The sequence below is a fragment of the Enterobacter sp. BWH64 genome, assembly GCF_001037645.1.
Taxonomy (GTDB): Bacteria; Pseudomonadota; Gammaproteobacteria; order Enterobacterales; family Enterobacteriaceae; genus Enterobacter; species Enterobacter hormaechei_C.
On record NZ_KQ089922.1, the window covers coordinates 2554595 to 2572325 of the forward strand.

Sequence of the window (17731 nt, forward strand, 5' to 3'; positions counted from 1 at the left end):
GCTACACGCCAGGCGCGGTAATACAGTTTTTCACATGCGCCAGCGCGCTTTCGAGCGGCACGGCGCTGCGAGACATTTTTGCTTGCAGGTTGGCGCCTAACCAGAGGGAATAGAGCACCTGTGCCTGCGTGAGCGGATCGCCGGAGAAGGAGAGCGTTTTTTCATTGCGCCCGCTCTCCAGCGCCTGAGCCAACAGGGCAATCACGCCGCTGGCCCCTTTATCCATTGCGGTGCGCATATCTTCGGAGAGATCGCACACTTCGGCAGACAGTTTTACCGTCAGGCAGCCGCTGATGATGCCCTGCTGACAGAACTGCGTCAGCGTTTCCTGATAGTAGTTCAGAACACGATCCCGGTAGTCACCTTCACCGCTGGCGAAGTGGGTTGCCAGGCGCTGATGGTAGCTGGCGTAGTGCCGCTCCAGCATGGCAACGCCAAACGCCTCTTTGGATCGAAAATAGTGATAAAACGATCCCTTAGGTACTTCAGCGGTTTTTAACAATTCGCTCAGCCCCATACCGGTAAACCCGCGATGCATGCAAAGGCGCTCGCCGGTAGCCAGCAAATGTTCTCGTGTATCGTGTTCAGTGTGTCTGCTCATGCCCTTACTCTAATAGACCGTTCGGTCTAATGCAAGCCCGCTTAGCGACGACATTGCGACAGAATATCCAGCTGCGGTTGATAAACCGCTGATTTCACGTCCATCATGCCCAGAACGGTGGCGAATAAATTGTCCTGTGAAACCGCCTCTTTTGCGGCATGGTCACGCAGGCAATCCGTGTTTACGCCGAAGTTTTTCGCATAATCCGGGGAGAGCCAGAACATAAACGGAATATGCGTTTGCTGCTCAGGGGCCAGCATATACGGCGTACCGTGCAGGTAAATTCCGCTTTCGCCCAGCGATTCACCGTGATCGGAGAGGTAAATGAGCGCCGTGTTCATGTTGGCCTGCCGGGCTTTTAGCGCGTCGATGGTTCGGCTGACCACGCTGTCGGTATACAAAATCGAGTTGTCATAGGTATTGATCAGCGACTGATGATCGCAATCCTGAATTTCATTGGTATCGCAGGTTGGGGTGAACTTGCGAAAGCTGTCCGGATAACGGTTGTAGTAGGCCGGACCGTGGCTGCCCATCAGATGAATAACCAGAACCGTATCCTGCTTTATTCCATCCAGTACGTTGTCCAGACGGTAGAGGTTGACGTCGTCGATACAGGATTTGTCCTTACAGAACTGATCCAGTTTCCACTGGGTCATGTCCGTGTGCGGCACGCGGTCGCAGGCGCCTTTACACCCGCCGTCGTTGTCGCGCCACAGCAGGTTGAAACCGGCATGGTTAAGTACATCGAGCAGACCTTCCTGGTGATGGGCGAGGTCCGCGTCATATTTTTTCCGCGTCATGCCGGAGAACATGCAGGGGACGGAAACGGCGGTTTCCGTGCCACAGGAGGAGGCCTTGGGGAAGTTGATGACATCCTGCTTTTTCAGCTCGGGGTTGGTTTCACGCGGGTAACCATTTAACGAGTAGTTTGCGGCGCGGGAGGCTTCGCCCACCACCACAATCAGCACGGTTTTCTTGCGTTGGCTGGAAATCAGCGCGCCTTTATGAGCATCCTCGCCAATGCGGACCAGCGTCTGGTCGCCGGCAAACCAGCGCATTTTGCTGTATTTCACCACGGCGCTCACGTAATTCGCCGGGGTGACCATTTTGACGATGCTTTTGTTATTGCGGAACAGCGAAGCATAGTCTTTATAAAACACCGCCGCGACCAGGATGATCACCAGCAACGCGCCCAGCATAGCGGCGACACGCGTCAGGAGGGCATACCACCATTTTCCGGTGCGAATGCGCGTCAGGGCTAAAATAATCGATGGAACCAGACCCGCAACGGCCAGCCACAGGATCATCTGCGGCGTCACCAGGGCAGTCGCTTCCTGGGAATTAGTTTCGAACACGTTCACAATCATGTTCTGATCGATAACCGTGCCATAGGTATACATAAACCAGGTCGCGGCGGCGCATCCCAGGGTCAGGACAATCATGAGCGGCTTGCGAATAAAGGGAATATTCAGCAGGCTGAAGACAATCACCCAGCCGCAGAACAGCACCAGCGGCACGCTGGCAGCAAACAGGAGATCGTGCAGATGCGCAGGCGCAATGATTGACCAGCTGCGCTGGATAAACAGTGCATTCAGTACGGTGAAGAAAAGTGCACAGCCCAGAGTAAATTTTATATCGTTACAGTGTAACTTTTTAGTGAACCACATGATGACCAGACCATTCGTTATATCAATGCGGCGAGTATAAGAAGGGAAGATTAGCGAAACCTTAATGCTCTGTTTGTGGCGGACATCCTTGCATGCAAGCCATTTAGGGTCTTCACTGTAGGGAATAATGACGTTCTGGAGGTAGGTGTGGCAGAGCAACTGGAGTTTTTCCCTGTCCAGAGCCCGTGCCGGGGTATTTGCCAGGTAGATGAACGAGGATACTGTCGTGGCTGCATGCGCACGCGCGATGAACGTTTTAACTGGCAAAATTTCAGCGACGCGCAAAAGCAGGAGGTCTTACGGCTCTGTCGACAGCGTCTGCTGCGTAAAATTCGTGCAAACAAAGCGGTTGAAAGCGAAGAACCTCAGCAACCTTCACTGTTTTAGCAGGGTATTTGCGTATACTGGTGACATGACTTCCTTGAGGAAAATGTTATGGTTCAGCGTATTACCCTTGCCCCGCAGGGCCCGGAGTTCTCCCGATTTGTTATGGGCTACTGGCGCCTTATGGACTGGAATATGTCTCCGGTCCAGCTGGCGGACTTTATAGAAGAGCATCTCGATCTCGGGATCACCACCGTCGATCACGCTGATATTTATGGCGGCTATCAGTGCGAGGCTGCCTTTGGCGAAGCGCTGAAGCGTGCGCCGGCGCTGCGTGAACGTATGGAGATTGTGACCAAATGCGGTATTGCCACCACAGCAAAACCGGAGCATGCGCTTGGGCATTACATCACTGACAGCGCGCATATCGTTAAAAGCGCCGAGCAGTCACTGATTAACCTGGCCACCGATCGTATCGACCTGCTGCTGATCCACCGACCCGATCCGTTGATGGATGCGGATGAGGTCGCGGAAGCCTTCCTGACGCTGCACCAGAGCGGCAAAGTGCGCCATTTTGGCGTGTCTAACTTCACCCCGGCACAGTTTGCGCTATTGCAGTCTCGCCTGCCGTTTACGCTGGCGACGAATCAGGTGGAGATCTCGCCTGTTCATCAGCCGCTGCTGCTGGATGGCACGCTCGACCAACTGCAACAGCTGCGCATCCGTCCAATGGCATGGTCCTGTCTGGGAGGCGGCCGCCTGTTTAACGATGAGGCATTCCAGCCGCTGCGTAACGAGCTTGAAACGGTGGCGCGCGAACTGAATGCGGAGAGTATCGAGCAGGTGGTTTACGCCTGGATCCTGTGCCTGCCGTCTAAACCGCTGCCAATTATTGGCTCCGGCAAAATTGAGCGCGTCCGCGCTGCGCTTGTGGCTGAGGAGCTGGATATGACGCGTCAGCAGTGGTTCCGCATCCGCAAGGCGGCGCTGGGCTACGACGTACCCTGAGCACGCCTGAACCTGACTTTCCGGTGAAATCTGCGCCGCTGGTATAGACTTAAGGTGCAAAAAATAACCCGTGGAGGTCTTATGAAGCGTTTTGCTCTGGCAATGGTCACGCTGGTTGTTTGCGCAGGTGCGCATGCAGCCAGCGAGGACGTTGAAATGAATCTCGTCACTTCTCAGGGGGTAGGCCAGTCCATCGGGACGGTGAAAATCACCGAAACCGATAAAGGGCTGGAATTTGCTCCCGATCTCAAGGCTCTTCCACCCGGCGAACATGGTTTTCACGTTCATGCCAAAGGTAGCTGTCAACCCGCGATGAAAGAGGGGAAACCTTCAGCTGCGGAAGCCGCAGGGGGGCATCTCGACCCGCAGAACTCCGGTAAGCATGAAGGCCCGGAAGGTATGGGGCACCTCGGCGATCTGCCGGTGCTGGTGGTGAATAACGACGGTAAAGCCACCGATCCCGTTGTGGCGCCACGACTCAAAAAGCTTGACGAGGTCAAAGGCAAGGCGCTGATGATCCACGTGGGCGGCGATAACATGTCCGATCAACCTAAACCGCTTGGCGGCGGCGGGGCGCGCTATGCCTGCGGAGTGATCTGATCGCCAATCGTTCCGGGTGGCGGCGCCTGTTCAAGCTGTGACAGGGAGCAGTGCAGCCGCCAGATAATGGACGCCAGATCGCGGGCCGCAGGCTGATGATGGTGCGCCAGCGCGTCGCAAATACGCTGAAGCTCGGCGAGCGTGACGCTCAGGGGGCGCTGCTGCACCCCGCGCTCGCTCATCACATCGCGGAGCATAGAAATACAGTTATCACGGACCTGCGACAGCGGATCGGAACGCGTCTCCCAGGCGCGCAGTTGCCACACCACGTGCGAACAGTTTAACAGCACCACGCCCCAGCGCAGTAGCCAGCGACGGGAGAGTGAATCCTGGCTGTTGTTCAGCTGGCTGACATGATGGTAAACCAGCGATTCATACTCGCTTTCGCGCAGATGCGGCCTGCGGCTCAGCTGATCGACAAAACCCCTGCGCAACTCGCGAATATGCCTGCGGCTTTTACGCGCGTCCGAGCCCGGGCGTAGCACAGCGAAAGCCAGCCACGCCAGCCCCACGCCGAGGATCTTCGCCAGGTTGTCGTTGAGAAAATCAGCGTAATCGTAAACCGGTGGATTCGTAACAGAGATAAATGAGCCCATAAAAACAATCAACTGACCCCACAGACCGGCCAGTTTAGGCATTTGCAGTTTGAGCAACTGCATGGTGGTTAATAGCGGGAAGAGAAACAGCAGAAATTGCCAGAGGTCGGTTATCTGCACCATAAAACCAAATTTCACCACGAAGCTGAACAGTGACAGCAGTACCAGCGTACGCAGCAGAAGCGTCAGGGAATTAAAGGGGGAAGCGGCGACGGAATAGAGCACGCAGCTGATTGCCGCAAGCGTCAGGGCCGCACTGCCCGCATCCCATTGCGTGGTGATGGCCCATGCGCCCACGGCCGTTAACGCGCAAAACGTACGAAAACCGCTCCACAGCGCCTCCATTGCGTCGGTATGGCGCGCCAGAGCAGGACTACCGGGAACGGAAAATTCGGTGACGGGCGTGGCATTCTCGACGGCTTTTAACCAGCGGCTGCTGCGCAGATACAGGCGGCAGAAATAGTTCAGACGCTGCCAGAAGGCACGGTGCCTGTAGTCATATTCATCCGTTGGGGCGAGCGGCGCGATAATGCAGGCCACGGTATAGATATCGGCATACGGACGCGCAAGAGCGGCGAGCAGCGCCTCGATAATCTCCCGGGTATGGGCTGGCGGTGCAGGCCAGTTCAGCAACATCCGGCGAAGGCTCGAGATCGCGCTCGTCATCCGCAATTGCTGGTGCAGTAAATAGTTCAGAAGCGTGTTCTGGCGACGAAAACGGTAGTGGCTCCAGAAAGCCTGGATGCGCAACAGGTTCATGGTCAGGATCTGGCCGATGACCTTTTCGTGCGCGAGGCGGATGTCATCGCTGCTGTCAGGCTGCCAGAGCAGGCTGGCATGTTCCAGCAAACGTGCGTGCATCGTTTTAAGGGCGGTGATAAGCGTAGTGCCATCTGAGGTACTGGGCAGGATCATCATCATGACGCCTCCGCACAGAATGCCGACCATCACTTCACACACGCGTGCCTGGGCGATATCCCACAGCTCGGTGGTATCCAGCACGTTGACGACCGGAAAGGCGATAATGGCCGCGGTGTAACCCGCCAGCTGAAACGCATAGGCAACGTTATTGGTAAAATGGGCGCAGGCCCAGGTACACAGCCCCAGCCATGCCGACATGCTTAACAGAAAGAGCCAGGGATCGTTCAGGGTATGGCCGGCAAGAAGCAGTGCGGCGGTTGCCCCCAGCAGGCTACCCGCCACGCGCCCGAGGCTTTTACTGATAGCGCCCCCGACGGTAGGGAAGCTGACGACCGCCGCAGAGGTCATCGCCCAGTAAGGCTCATCCAGATTCAGATAATAGGCAACCGTAAGCGCAAGGCACATGGCGATGCCGTTGCGCAGCGCATAACGCCACTGCGGCCGTGTCGCTTTTATCCACGGCGTATTGCGCCAGGAGAAAGCCCCCAGGTTCATCATCGCGATCCGATGGCGACGGTGCAGGTTGTGCCAGAGACCAGGGTAATGTCTTTCGGCAGTTGATCAAACTCGACGCGAACAGGCACCCGCTGAGCCAGGCGCACCCACGGGACGTTGGGTTTGATGTCAGGCACCAGGCCAGAATCGGTTTCCACGCTCTGATCGTATATTGCCCGACCTATGCTGCTAACGTGACCCTGTAACGTTTCTGCGCCGCTGTAAAGCGTGATCCGGGCAGGCGCTCCCTCGCGGATATGGCGCAGCTTGGTCTCTTCAAAATAACCTACAACATAGAAAGAGTGGCTATCGACCAGGGCGAAGACCGGCTGGCCTGTGGTGGCGTAATCACCCACACGGGTAGACAGGCTCGTGATCCATCCATCCACCGGGGCTTTGACCATGGTCTGGGTCAGTTGCCACTCGGCCTGTTTCAGCGTTGCCTCTGCAACCTTCAGGCTGGCCTGCATGGCTTTTACATTGATATTGGCGGTATCGAGATCCTCCGCAGAGATGTAATTTCTCGACAGATGGCGGCGGCGTTCGGCTTCGTTATTGGCTTTTGCCAGATCTGATTGAGCTTTTGCGAGCTGCGCCTGGGCATTAAGCACCGCAATGTGGAAAGGGGTCTCATCGATGCGAAATAACACATCGCCCGCATGAACGTACTGGTTGTCCTTCACCAGCAGCGCGCTGATACTGCCGGACACCTGTGGCGTGATGCTGACCTGTTCCGCGCGGATCTTGCCGTCACGCGTCCAGGGCGACTGCATGTAATAATTCCAGAGCCACCAGCCGGCCATCACCGCCAGCGCTAAAACGAAAAGAGTGGAAAAATATTTTAACGTTTTCAATGCTATTCTCACCACACGGTTAACACGGCAAGGCCAAGACAGACGGAGAGGGTAAACAGGGAGAGATCCATTAACATCGGGTGCCAGATTTCACCAGAATACATCCAGTCGCGCAGCAGACGATGCGCAATGAGCCAGATTACAAAACCGACCATTACGGCTTTAAACAGTGGCGGAAAGTAGACCGATGCGCCAACAATCAAATCCTGGAGGGGCAACCCTGCGGAGAAGGAAAACAACGTCACAAGCAGCGATCCTTTGCGGTGGAATGAGGGCCACATTGGCAGATTTCAATGCGATGGCGCATTACCATTCAGTGTAAATCATCCTTTAAGGAATGATGAATACCGTGATTGCATTTGTTTTGGCAATACAAATACTGCAAACTATTCTAAAATCACTATAATCACTTAGCAAGCTAATTATAAGGAGATGAAATTGGAATCGCCATTAGGTTCTGATCTGGCAAGGTTGGTACGCATCTGGCGTGCTCTGATTGACCATCGCCTGAAACCTCTGGAACTTACGCAGACGCACTGGGTTACGCTGCATAACATTCATCAGCTCCCGCCCGATCAGTCACAGATCCAACTGGCAAAAGCGATTGGAATTGAGCAGCCGTCTCTGGTGCGTACCCTTGACCAGCTGGAAGAGAAGGGACTCATCTCCCGACAAACCTGCGCCAGCGATCGTCGCGCCAAGCGGATTAAATTGACGGAAAAAGCGGCCCCGATTATTACTGAGATGGAGACCGTCATCAGTAAAACGCGAGGGGAGATCCTGGCCGGTATTTCCCCCGCTGAGCTGGAGATGCTGATCGGACTCATCGCCCGTCTTGAACAAAACATCCACGATTTACAGTCGCGCGACTGACGTTATTCACAGGCCTTGCTGGTGCAAGGCCTTTGTCATGTTCTGAACACCACCACCCGGTTGCGGCCCGTCTCTTTTGCCTCGTACATGGCTTTATCCGCGCTTTCCACACAGGTTTCAGCGCTGGTCTCCGGCGAGGTGGCGGTGAATACCCCCATACTGATAGTTATCGGTTCCGGGAGATAACCGCCGCTGCTAACGTTGTCGAAACCGCTCAATTTGAGACGTATGCGTTCGGCAACCTGTTGCGCAAGATCGGAAGGGGTATTTGTCAGCATGAGCACAAATTCTTCGCCGCCGATCCGCGCTGCGATATCCTGCGGTCGCACTGAATCGGTCAACAGGTTTGAGACAAACTGTAAAACCTTATCCCCCTGCAAATGGCCGTAGCAGTCGTTAATGCGTTTGAAACGGTCAAGATCGCTCACGATCACCGATACCGGGTGCGCCAGGGTTGCTGTACTCAGCGCGTGGTTTAATGAATCATAGAAATAGCTACGATTATACAGACGGGTGAGGGGATCGCGGATCGAGTTTTGATAAGACTGCTGATATTTTACATGCGAGTCACGATACAAATTAAATACATCGGAAAGTAAGATGAAGATAATGATTAATGTAGCGACAGTTTCGAATAACCGTGCCCGGTACCATGAAATATCTTCAGCGTGTCCGCCTAACAATAGCATGAGCAGGGTGACGATATAACAGACGCATAAAAAATTGCCGCCGACCCAAAACAAATTCCTCACGCGGGTAATGGCCATCAGGGTGATTAACGTTACTACCCACAGGACGATCAAAATGATATTAATCGCCTGGCTCCAGAGAACCATAAACTGTCGGGTTTCATTGTCTACCAGGTCCAGTGTGAGCAGGGTTGAATGGCTGGAATAGAACAATGCCAGCCCAAGCATACTGCCCGTAAAGAGCGAGGCGCCGACAACGATACCGATGTGGGTGCTTCGTGAGAGAGCGGACGTACGCAGGGTATACAGCAATGCCGAGATGATTATCAGCACCGCCATTAAAAAGTGGCGGAACATATAGAAAATCATGGCGTCATTATAGTTCGCCACGTTGAACTGATAGAGATCAAGCCAGGCCGGGAAGCTGGACAGAGTCCCCACCATCAATAACGCTGAGCCGGCAAAGGCCAGGGCAATGGGAACAAGATATAATCGCCTTCTGTCGCACCAGTATTTCATTGCCATAAAACAGGCAATAAACAGATGAAACACCAGAAGAAATATCGTCAGCGTAGGGAAAAACAAAGGTGAAAACGAAGGAACCCATTCAACAAGTTTTATAAAAAAAGCTTGTAATACGGCAATGATAACAATGCATCCAAGCGCGAAGGCCACAAAGCGGTTCTTTACAAATCGACAGATCGCAAGCATAGAGAATTTAAAAATTAAAAAAGAAAAGAGATTGCGAAGAGTCTAAGTGAGGGAAATAAAAAATACTTTGCGCACGGACAAAAATAGATGAAATGAATAATTCACCGTGTGAATGTATTGTGCAAATATATTGTTGGAAACGATGATTTTGTTAAATGGATGCGGTCTGAACAGACCACATCCATCAGGATATTAGCGCGGGGAGACGGTAACCTGGCTGCCGTTGCTTGCCAGTACAACACGCTGGCCAGCAGAGAAGCGGGTGTTACCCTGTTTCTGCACAACCATAATGGTGCTGCCATCGTCTTTACGGATTTCCAGCTCAACGCCCTGAGTTTTGTTCATCGCACCCTGAACGCCCTGACCCGCTACGCCGCCTGCAACTGCGCCCGCAGCGGTAGCCAGAGAACGTCCGGTGCCGCCGCCAATGGTATTACCCAGGAAACCACCCAGCACAGCACCACCGATTGCGCCCACCACGTTCGTGTCATCGCCACCCTGAATCTGAACAGGACGGGCATTAACGATAGTACCGTATGTCACGTTCTGTACCTGTTTAGCTTCAGAAGCACTATATACGTCGCCGGAGAGTGAACTGTCATTCACACAACCCGCCAGTGTTAAACCAATCAGCGAAACGCCCAGTACACGTAAAATCATTTGACTCTCCTGTTCACCAAAAAACGCCCGGTTGGGGCATCCGTTATGGCTAAATTATATGGCATTCCTGACCACAGTTCATATCTTTGCATGCCGAATAGATAAATTTTACTTCAGCAGGGCTTAACGGGACATAAACAAAAACCGTCTGTGCTACAGGTCTGAGATTGTTAAAAAATATTATCACCGCATAGCAAAGCCGCGTTATTTATGATGGAGTGTTTGCACTTAGCCCATGTAACGTAAGGAAAGCTCATGAAATCGGGTCGCTATATCGGTGTGATGTCTGGTACCAGTCTTGACGGTGTGGATGTCGTTCTGGCCGCCATTGATGAAAACATGGTGGCGCAGCAGGCAAGCCTGACCTGGCCTATTCCTGTCTCGTTAAAAGAAGAGATCCTGAACATCTGCCAGGGACAACAGCTGACGCTTTCCCAACTGGGCCAACTGGATGTGCGTCTGGGGGCGCTGTTTGCTGAGGCGGTACTGGCCCTGATGCAGCAGGAAAGACTCCACCCGCAGGATATCGTGGCAATAGGTTGCCATGGGCAGACCGTCTGGCATGAACCTGTCGGCGAGGCGCCGCACACGATGCAAATTGGCGATAACAACCAGATTGTGGCAAAAACCGGCGTGACGGTGGTGGGTGATTTCCGTCGTCGCGATATGGCCCTCGGCGGGCAGGGGGCGCCGCTGGTTCCGGCATTTCATCAGGCGCTGCTGGCGCACCCGGTAGAGCGCAGGATGGTCCTGAACATCGGCGGGATCGCCAACCTGTCGATGCTTATTCCCGGGCAGCCCGTGCGGGGGTACGATACCGGACCCGGTAATATGCTGATGGATGCCTGGATCTGGCGTCAGAGCGGCAAAGCCTACGACAAAGACGCGCAGTGGGCCAGCCAGGGGAAAGTGATCCTTCCCTTGCTGCAAACCCTGTTAAGCGATCCTTTCTTTGCTCTGCCCGCGCCGAAAAGCACGGGGCGGGAATATTTCAACTACGGCTGGCTTGAACGTCAGCTGGCGCGCTTCCCCGGCCTTGCGCCTCAGGATGTGCAGGCTACGCTGACGGAGCTCACCGCGGTGTCGATTTCTGAACAGGTGTTGCTGAGCGGCGGATGTGAGCGCTTGCTGGTATGCGGAGGCGGAAGCCGCAACCCGCTGGTGATGGCACGCCTCGCCGCCTTGCTGCCAGGCACCGAAGTCACGACCACTGATGAAGCCGGGATCAGCGGAGACGATATGGAAGCGCTGGCCTTCGCCTGGCTTGCCTGGCGTACGGTTGCCGGTCTGCCGGGGAATTTACCCTCCGTAACCGGTGCGCGGGAGGCGAGCGTCCTTGGGGCCATTTTCCCCGCAAACCCGCGCCATAATCAGAGTTAACTGAAATTCAGCGGGAGGCGTAACCCGTAAAATAGGGAAAAACAGGAGGGCGGTTAGGCCCTCCAGGACCAGGATAGTCTTCGGAATCTGCCCATGAAAAAACTTCTTCTCATTGCTGTACCTTTTCTTATGACCGGATGCAGCGTCTATAACCAGTTCGTTGAGCGTATGCAAACCGATACGCTGGAATATCGTTGTGATGAAAAACCGCTGACGGTGAAGCTGAACAACCCGCATCAGGAAGCCAGCTTTGTTTATGACAATAAGTTGTTAACGCTGAAGCAGGGAATGTCGGCCTCCGGTGCGCGCTACTCAGACGGGATCTACGTCTTCTGGTCGAAAGGCGACAGCGCCACCGTCTACAAGCGTGACCGCATTGTGCTGAACAATTGTCAGCTTGAAAATCCGAAGCGTTGAGATTTTTGAAGGGGGCGCGCACAATAGCGCCACCCAATCTCACTTTCAGCTAACGCCATGTCAGATAACGACGAACTACAGCAAATTGCGCATCTGCGCCGTGAATACACCAAAGGCGGTCTGCGCCGCCAGGATCTTCCCGCCGAACCGCTGGTGCTTTTTGAACGCTGGCTGAAGCAGGCCTGCGAAGCGAAACTGGCTGACCCGACGGCAATGGTCGTTGCCACGGTTGATGAAAATGGTCAGCCGTATCAACGCATCGTTCTTCTCAAGCATTATGACGAGAAAGGGCTGGTGTTCTACACCAATCTTGGCAGTCGTAAAGCGCATCACCTTGAAAATAATCCGCGTATTAGCCTGCTCTTCCCGTGGCATATGCTGGAGCGCCAGGTGATGGTCACCGGCAAGGCGGAGCGCCTCTCTACGCTCGAAGTGGTAAAATATTTCCACAGTCGCCCGCGCGACAGTCAGATCGGCGCCTGGGTCTCTAAACAGTCCAGCCGAATCTCAGCCCGCGGTGTGCTGGAAAGTAAATTCCTCGAACTCAAACAGAAGTTTCAGCAGGGTGAAGTACCGCTGCCGAGTTTCTGGGGCGGGTTCCGCATCCCCATTGAGCAGATGGAATTCTGGCAGGGCGGTGAACACCGCCTGCACGACCGCTTTTTATACCAGCGCGACAACGGTGGCTGGAAAATCGACAGACTGGCCCCGTAATCCCCAAAATTTGTTGATTTAAGCGCTAGCGCACACCGCGCTGGCGCTTTATTCTATGGTCCTTTCGCATCAGGCGAAAAGTCGTGTACCGGCAAAGGTGCAGTCGTTTATACATGGAGAATTTGATGGCAAGCAGTAACTTGATTAAACAATTGCAAGAGCGGGGCCTCGTGGCCCAGGTGACGGACGAGGAAGCGTTAGCAGAGCGACTGGCGCAAGGCCCGATCGCGCTCTATTGCGGCTTCGATCCCACCGCTGACAGCTTGCATTTGGGGCATCTTGTTCCATTGTTATGCCTGAAACGCTTCCAGATGGCCGGCCATAAGCCTGTCGCACTGGTTGGCGGCGCGACCGGTCTGATTGGCGACCCAAGTTTCAAAGCCGCTGAGCGTAAGCTGAACACCGAAGACACCGTGCAGGAGTGGGTGGATAAGATCCGTAAACAGGTTGCACCGTTCCTGGATTTCGACTGCGGTGACAACTCTGCGATTGCGGCGAACAACTACGACTGGTTTGGTGGCATGAACGTGCTGACGTTCCTGCGTGACATCGGCAAACACTTCTCTGTTAACCAGATGATTAACAAAGAAGCAGTAAAGCAGCGTCTTAACCGTGACGATCAGGGTATCTCTTTCACGGAGTTCTCCTATAACCTGTTGCAGGGGTATGACTTCGCCTGCCTGAACAAACTGCACGGCGTCTCTCTGCAAATTGGCGGTTCCGACCAGTGGGGTAACATCACCTCCGGTATCGATCTGACCCGTCGCCTCCACCAGAATCAGGTGTTTGGTCTGACCGTGCCGTTGATCACCAAAGCCGACGGTACCAAGTTCGGTAAGACCGAAGGCGGCGCGGTATGGCTGGACCCGAAGAAAACCAGCCCGTACAAGTTCTACCAGTTCTGGATCAACACGGCGGATGCCGACGTTTATCGCTTCCTGAAGTTCTTCACCTTTATGGATATCGAAGAAATCAATGCGCTGGAAGAAGAAGACAAGAACAGCGGTAAAGCACCACGCGCCCAGTACGTGCTGGCGGACGAAGTGACTAAACTGGTTCACGGCGAAGAAGGTCTGGCGGCGGCGAAGCGCATTACGGCTAGCCTGTTCAACGGAACCCTGAGCGATTTAAGCGAAGCGGATTTCGAACAGCTGGCGCAGGATGGCGTGCCGATGGTTGAGATGGAAAAAGGCGCCGATCTGATGCAGGCGCTGGTGGACTCCGAGCTCCAGCCGTCTCGCGGTCAGGCGCGTAAAACCATCGCCTCTAACGCGATCACCATTAATGGCGAAAAACAGGCCGATCCGGAATACACCTTTACCGAGAACGACCGTCTCTATGGTCGCTACACGCTGCTGCGTCGCGGTAAGAAAAATTACTGCCTGGTCTGCTGGAAGTAATTAAAAGTATGCAGGGGCGTGGGAAACCACGCCCCTTTTGTTTTGACAGGGTTTGGTAAGTACAACATGAAGAACATCCTCGCCATTCAGTCCCACGTTGTGTTTGGACATGCTGGCAACAGCGCTGCGGAATTCCCGATGCGCCGCCTCGGCGTTAACGTCTGGCCCCTCAATACCGTCCAGTTCTCGAATCACACCCAGTACGGTAAATGGACCGGCTGCGTAATGCCGCCGTCGCATCTGACGGAAATCGTTCAGGGGATTGCGGATATCGACCAGCTTAAACGCTGCGATGCCGTACTGAGCGGCTATCTGGGTTCGGCGGAGCAGGGGGAACATATCCTCGGCATTGTGCGCCAGGTGAAAGCGGCAAACCCCGCGGCGAAATATTTCTGCGATCCGGTGATGGGACATCCGGAAAAAGGCTGCATCGTAGCGCCGGGCGTTGCGGAGTTTCATGTCCGTCATGCATTGCCCGCCAGCGATATTATTGCCCCCAACCTGATTGAACTTGAGATCCTGTGCGAGCATCCGGTCAACAGCGTAGAAGAGGCTGTAAGCGCCTCTCGTGAGCTGATCGCCCAGGGGCCAGAGATTGTGCTGGTTAAGCACCTGGCACGCGCAGGGTTGAGCCAGGACCGTTTTGAAATGCTGCTGGTGACGAAGGATGAAGCCTGGCATATCAGTCGACCGCTGGTGGATTTCGGTGCACGTCAGCCTGTCGGGGTCGGGGATGTGACCAGCGGTTTGCTGCTGGTGAAGCTATTGCAGGGCGCGAGCCTGCGCGATGCGCTGGAGCACGTCACCGCAGCCGTTTATGAAATCATGATTGCGACGAAGACGATGCAGGAATATGAGCTCCAGGTCGTCGCGGCGCAGGATCGCATCGCGAAGCCGGAGCACTATTTTAGCGCAACGCAGCTTTAGAAAACGCCCGGCGCCGCTGCGCTTGCACGGGCCTACGGAATTTATAGGCCGGGTAAGCGTCAGCGCCACCCGGCAATCCAGGCCGCTCGGTTAATTCAACCCTTCCGCTTTCAGCGCCGCTGCCACCGCAGGACGCTCCGCCACGCGCGTCATATACGATGCGACATGGTCTAATCCTTCCATGTTCAGCTTAACCGCGCGCGCCCAGCGCAGAACGGTAAACAGATAGGCATCGGCGATGGTGAAACGCGAGCCACAGATCCACTGGTCGTCTTTCAGCGCGTCGTTAACGTACTGCAACTTTTTCTCCAGCAGCGCGCGCACGGTAGGTTTGTACTCTTCCGGCGTGTCCGGGCGGAACAGGGGCGTAAAGCCTTTGTGCAGTTCGGTGGCAATATAGTTCAGCCACTCCAGCGTTTTATAACGCGCAATGCTGCCGGTGGGGGCAAGGAGCTGACGATCCGGTACGTTGTCCGCCAGGAATTGCATAATCGCCACCCCTTCGGTCAGCAGGGTGCCATCATCCAGCAGCAGGGCCGGAACCTGGCCTTTTGGGTTAATCGCAAAAAAGTCATCCCCGTTTTCCAGACGCTTTTTCATCAGGTCAACGCCGTCCAGCGTGAAATCTTTACCGCTCTCGCGAAGCGTAATATGGGAAGCAAGAGAGCAGGCGCCCGGTTTATAGAACAGTTTCATCGGTAACTCCTTTTTGCTGAGGTTCCAGCTATGTTAGTGCGCGTTCGGATAAAAAAAAAGCCGCTAATCAATTAGCGGCTTCTGTTCAGTCGTTTCCCGATGACATTACGCGTTCGCGGTTTTGATCGCTTTAGCGGATTTGTCGTCGTCCTGCGTCATACGATTCAGTTTAGGTGCGGTCAGCAGCATCAGCACGGCAATCACGGCGGTCGCGATACCAATTTGCATGAACACGGTGCCGTAGACATTCAGGGAAACCAGCGGGTCGGTAACGTTGTCTGGTACCGCCATCAGGTTCGCAATCTTACCTGCGATGATAGCCGCGCCAGCGGTGGTCAGGAACCAGCTACCCATGATGAAGCCCATCAGACGCTGAGGGACCAGCTGCGCAACCATCGCCAGGCCCAGACCGGAGATCATCAGTTCACCGATGGATTGCAGCGCATAGCTCAGGATCAGCCAGTTAACAGACACGATACCCGCGTCGGTGGCGAATTTCGTCCCCAGCGGCAGCACCAGGAACGCGCCAGAGCACAGCACCATACCGATAGCGAACTTGTGCGGCATAGGCAGACGGTCGCCCATCTTGTTATAGATAGCGGCCAGAATCGGGCTACCAATCATGATCCAGAACGGGTTCAGGGCCTGATATTGCTCCGGCTCGAACGCGATACCAAGGATGGAGTGCTCAACGTTGCGGATAGCGAAGAAGTTCAGAGACGTTGGCATCTGGCTGTACAGAACGAAGAAGATGATCGCTTCCAGCATCAGGATGAACGCCACAATCATCTTACGACGTGCCGCACCCTGCATCGCAAAGGCTTCTTTCGCGAAGATAAACACGATACCCAGCGCAACCACGCCCAGTACGGCACGTGCAACGCCCTGGTTGTGCAGCAGCCAGGTGGCGACAGCGGCAAGGATCACGATGCCGACGATGGTTGCCAGCAGTTTGCCCATGTGCACGGGTTCGAAGTCTGGTTTTGAACCATAGTCTTTAACCCAGCTACGGCAGAACAGGAAGTTCACAACGGTGATCAGCATACCCACGAAGCTCAGCGCAAACGCTACGCTCCAGCCGAATTTTGCGGCCAGCCATGGGGTTGCCAGCATAGAGAAGAAGGAACCGATGTTGATGGACATGTAGTACATGGTAAATGCACCGTCCAGACGTGGGTCATCTTTGCTGTAGCAGGTAGAGAGCAGGGAAGACGGGTTCGCCTTGAAGAGGCCGTTACCTACCGCGATGGTAGCCATGCCCATGTAAACCACACCTGCATCGTGCCCGGACCAGGCAACCAGCCCATAGCCAATCGCCAGAACAACGGCGCCCAGCATAATGACTCGTTTAGTACCGAGAACTTTATCGCCTAACCAGCCGCCGATAGCGACCAGGCCATACACCAGGGCGCTGAAGGAAGAGAACAGCGTGATGGAATCAGCTTCAGACATACCCAGCTGTTTAACCAGGTAAACCGCCATGATCCCTTGCAGGCCGTAGTAGCCAAAACGTTCCCATAATTCGATCGAGAAAATGAGATAGAACGCTTTAGGCTGTTTGAAAGCGTTAAGACTTACGCTCTCATCTGTTGGTTTATTGTTTGCAGTAGACACATATACCTCTTTTTTTACATCCCATATTAACGGGGGTGTTCATAGCGTGATGACCGTAGTCCATCCGCTTTATAGTTATATTGGGAGGGGAAACGGCGGGTAATGTTCACTATCCAGCCCCATCTGGCAATACGTTTGTAATAATCTGTTACATATAACTCTGGCGGTATAATCATCGGTTCATGCAAATGTTATACAGCGTTAAATCTCATCCGTTCAAAATTGATGGTTTTTTTCACTGTAAACGACCCTGTTCAACGGCTGTATGGCGATATGTTCTGCTATTTTGGGTGATTGGCAGTGATATAGCCCATATTCTGAAAAATGATTGGTCTTATGTGCGGTGTGGAATCGATGAAATCTTGTCTGACAAAGGGGGTGGGCGGGTTTTAACAACAAAAATCCAACATCAGGTTATCAGAGTGATCGCGATCACAGATGTATAGAAATTTTTGGTGATGAAAAAACTATTAACCTGTTTGAGTGTTAAATGACCGAAGAATCGACAATGCGTAAAGGAGAAAGAGAGGGCAATTTATGGTCAATCGGGAAGATATCAGAGCCCTTGTTAATTTTAAGGGCTT

Annotated in this window: 18 protein-coding genes; 9 read left to right on the forward strand and 9 right to left on the reverse strand. The window is 54.1% G+C overall.

Features of this window, described 5'->3' with window-relative positions:
• Position 1 precedes the first annotated feature (1 nt).
• Both SK50_RS12300 and eptA read right to left on the reverse strand, forming a co-directional pair.
• Positions 2 to 601 carry a TetR/AcrR family transcriptional regulator gene (locus SK50_RS12300; protein ID WP_017384602.1) on the reverse strand — a complete coding sequence of 200 codons (600 nt, stop codon included), beginning with the start codon at positions 599 to 601 and terminating at the stop codon, positions 2 to 4.
• Between the two features lie 41 nt (positions 602 to 642).
• Positions 643 to 2268 (reverse strand): phosphoethanolamine transferase EptA, encoded by a 1626-nt coding sequence (eptA, locus tag SK50_RS12305; RefSeq protein ID WP_048229490.1) that lies wholly within the window; start codon positions 2266 to 2268, stop codon positions 643 to 645.
• A gap of 147 nt (positions 2269 to 2415) precedes the next feature.
• Here eptA and SK50_RS12310 point away from each other — a divergent pair, with 147 nt between their 5' ends.
• From SK50_RS12310 to sodC, 3 genes are all read left to right on the forward strand, one after another.
• On the forward strand, positions 2416 to 2655 hold the full coding sequence (locus SK50_RS12310; RefSeq protein ID WP_017384600.1) for a DUF1289 domain-containing protein: 240 nt from the start codon (positions 2416 to 2418) through the stop codon (positions 2653 to 2655).
• Between the two features lie 48 nt (positions 2656 to 2703).
• Positions 2704 to 3600: an aldo/keto reductase gene (locus SK50_RS12315; protein WP_017693550.1), complete on the forward strand. Its 897-nt coding sequence runs from the start codon at positions 2704 to 2706 to the stop codon at positions 3598 to 3600.
• An 81-nt stretch (positions 3601 to 3681) separates the two neighbouring features.
• Positions 3682 to 4200, forward strand: coding sequence for a superoxide dismutase [Cu-Zn] SodC (sodC, locus tag SK50_RS12320; protein ID WP_045344250.1), 519 nt, complete (start codon positions 3682 to 3684; stop codon positions 4198 to 4200).
• Here the strand turns inward: sodC and SK50_RS12325 are convergent.
• The 3 genes from SK50_RS12325 to SK50_RS12335 are packed head-to-tail and all read right to left on the reverse strand — an operon-like array spanning position 4179 to position 7311.
• Complete coding sequence (locus tag SK50_RS12325) at positions 4179 to 6212, reverse strand: FUSC family protein (protein ID WP_048229975.1); 2034 nt, start codon at positions 6210 to 6212, stop codon at positions 4179 to 4181. The two genes, sodC and SK50_RS12325, sit on opposite strands and share 22 nt — an antisense overlap.
• Positions 6212 to 7072: an efflux RND transporter periplasmic adaptor subunit gene (locus SK50_RS12330; RefSeq protein ID WP_026094311.1), complete on the reverse strand. Its 861-nt coding sequence runs from the start codon at positions 7070 to 7072 to the stop codon at positions 6212 to 6214. Before SK50_RS12330 ends, SK50_RS12325 begins: the two co-directional genes overlap by 1 nt.
• A gap of 2 nt (positions 7073 to 7074) precedes the next feature.
• Positions 7075 to 7311 (reverse strand): DUF1656 domain-containing protein, encoded by a 237-nt coding sequence (locus tag SK50_RS12335; protein WP_003857607.1) that lies wholly within the window; start codon positions 7309 to 7311, stop codon positions 7075 to 7077.
• Between the two features lie 187 nt (positions 7312 to 7498).
• On the opposite strand from SK50_RS12335, the gene slyA reads away from it, so the two are divergent.
• Positions 7499 to 7939, forward strand: coding sequence for a transcriptional regulator SlyA (gene slyA / locus SK50_RS12340; protein WP_006808997.1), 441 nt, complete (start codon positions 7499 to 7501; stop codon positions 7937 to 7939).
• A 35-nt stretch (positions 7940 to 7974) separates the two neighbouring features.
• Here the strand turns inward: slyA and SK50_RS12345 are convergent, their stop codons facing one another.
• Together SK50_RS12345 and slyB are read right to left on the reverse strand one after the other, a co-directional pair.
• Positions 7975 to 9339 (reverse strand): sensor domain-containing diguanylate cyclase, encoded by a 1365-nt coding sequence (locus SK50_RS12345; protein WP_017384595.1) that lies wholly within the window; start codon positions 9337 to 9339, stop codon positions 7975 to 7977.
• A gap of 192 nt (positions 9340 to 9531) precedes the next feature.
• Entirely contained in the window at positions 9532 to 9999 is a 468-nt protein-coding gene (slyB, locus tag SK50_RS12350; protein ID WP_003857604.1) for an outer membrane lipoprotein SlyB, read from the reverse strand.
• Positions 10000 to 10254: 255 nt separating this feature from the next.
• Here slyB and anmK point away from each other — a divergent pair, with 255 nt between their 5' ends.
• The 5 genes from anmK to pdxY all read left to right on the forward strand — a co-directional run bounded on the left by anmK (position 10255) and on the right by pdxY (position 14837).
• Positions 10255 to 11379, forward strand: coding sequence for an anhydro-N-acetylmuramic acid kinase (anmK, locus tag SK50_RS12355; protein WP_015570673.1), 1125 nt, complete (start codon positions 10255 to 10257; stop codon positions 11377 to 11379).
• Between the two features lie 93 nt (positions 11380 to 11472).
• Positions 11473 to 11796: a C-type lysozyme inhibitor gene (gene mliC, locus SK50_RS12360; RefSeq protein WP_015570672.1), complete on the forward strand. Its 324-nt coding sequence runs from the start codon at positions 11473 to 11475 to the stop codon at positions 11794 to 11796.
• 57 nt (positions 11797 to 11853) lie between these two features.
• Complete coding sequence (gene pdxH / locus SK50_RS12365) at positions 11854 to 12510, forward strand: pyridoxamine 5'-phosphate oxidase (RefSeq protein ID WP_003857601.1); 657 nt, start codon at positions 11854 to 11856, stop codon at positions 12508 to 12510.
• 125 nt (positions 12511 to 12635) lie between these two features.
• Positions 12636 to 13910 carry a tyrosine--tRNA ligase gene (gene tyrS, locus SK50_RS12370; protein WP_017384594.1) on the forward strand — a complete coding sequence of 425 codons (1275 nt, stop codon included), beginning with the start codon at positions 12636 to 12638 and terminating at the stop codon, positions 13908 to 13910.
• A 66-nt stretch (positions 13911 to 13976) separates the two neighbouring features.
• Positions 13977 to 14837 carry a pyridoxal kinase PdxY gene (pdxY, locus tag SK50_RS12375; protein WP_015570669.1) on the forward strand — a complete coding sequence of 287 codons (861 nt, stop codon included), beginning with the start codon at positions 13977 to 13979 and terminating at the stop codon, positions 14835 to 14837.
• 90 nt (positions 14838 to 14927) lie between these two features.
• On the opposite strand, the gene gstA is transcribed toward pdxY, so the two are convergent.
• On the reverse strand, positions 14928 to 15533 hold the full coding sequence (gstA, locus tag SK50_RS12380; RefSeq protein WP_003857598.1) for a glutathione transferase GstA: 606 nt from the start codon (positions 15531 to 15533) through the stop codon (positions 14928 to 14930).
• Between the two features lie 105 nt (positions 15534 to 15638).
• Positions 15639 to 17147 carry a dipeptide/tripeptide permease DtpA gene (dtpA, locus tag SK50_RS12385; protein ID WP_017693548.1) on the reverse strand — a complete coding sequence of 503 codons (1509 nt, stop codon included), beginning with the start codon at positions 17145 to 17147 and terminating at the stop codon, positions 15639 to 15641.
• Positions 17148 to 17731 lie beyond the last annotated feature (584 nt).

What these genes read in the sequence shown, in the direction of transcription:
- SK50_RS12300 (WP_017384602.1), bottom strand. Translation starts at nt 601, where the DNA reads ATGAGCAGACACACTGAACACGATACACGAGAACATTTGCTGGCTACC.
- eptA (WP_048229490.1), bottom strand. Translation starts at nt 2,268, where the DNA reads ATGTGGTTCACTAAAAAGTTACACTGTAACGATATAAAATTTACTCTG.
- SK50_RS12315 (WP_017693550.1), top strand. Translation starts at nt 2,704, where the DNA reads ATGGTTCAGCGTATTACCCTTGCCCCGCAGGGCCCGGAGTTCTCCCGA.
- sodC (WP_045344250.1), top strand. Translation starts at nt 3,682, where the DNA reads ATGAAGCGTTTTGCTCTGGCAATGGTCACGCTGGTTGTTTGCGCAGGT.
- SK50_RS12325 (WP_048229975.1), bottom strand. Translation starts at nt 6,212, where the DNA reads ATGAACCTGGGGGCTTTCTCCTGGCGCAATACGCCGTGGATAAAAGCG.
- slyA (WP_006808997.1), top strand. Translation starts at nt 7,499, where the DNA reads ATGAAATTGGAATCGCCATTAGGTTCTGATCTGGCAAGGTTGGTACGC.
- SK50_RS12345 (WP_017384595.1), bottom strand. Translation starts at nt 9,339, where the DNA reads ATGCTTGCGATCTGTCGATTTGTAAAGAACCGCTTTGTGGCCTTCGCG.
- slyB (WP_003857604.1), bottom strand. Translation starts at nt 9,999, where the DNA reads ATGATTTTACGTGTACTGGGCGTTTCGCTGATTGGTTTAACACTGGCG.
- anmK (WP_015570673.1), top strand. Translation starts at nt 10,255, where the DNA reads ATGAAATCGGGTCGCTATATCGGTGTGATGTCTGGTACCAGTCTTGAC.
- mliC (WP_015570672.1), top strand. Translation starts at nt 11,473, where the DNA reads ATGAAAAAACTTCTTCTCATTGCTGTACCTTTTCTTATGACCGGATGC.
- pdxH (WP_003857601.1), top strand. Translation starts at nt 11,854, where the DNA reads ATGTCAGATAACGACGAACTACAGCAAATTGCGCATCTGCGCCGTGAA.
- tyrS (WP_017384594.1), top strand. Translation starts at nt 12,636, where the DNA reads ATGGCAAGCAGTAACTTGATTAAACAATTGCAAGAGCGGGGCCTCGTG.
- pdxY (WP_015570669.1), top strand. Translation starts at nt 13,977, where the DNA reads ATGAAGAACATCCTCGCCATTCAGTCCCACGTTGTGTTTGGACATGCT.
- gstA (WP_003857598.1), bottom strand. Translation starts at nt 15,533, where the DNA reads ATGAAACTGTTCTATAAACCGGGCGCCTGCTCTCTTGCTTCCCATATT.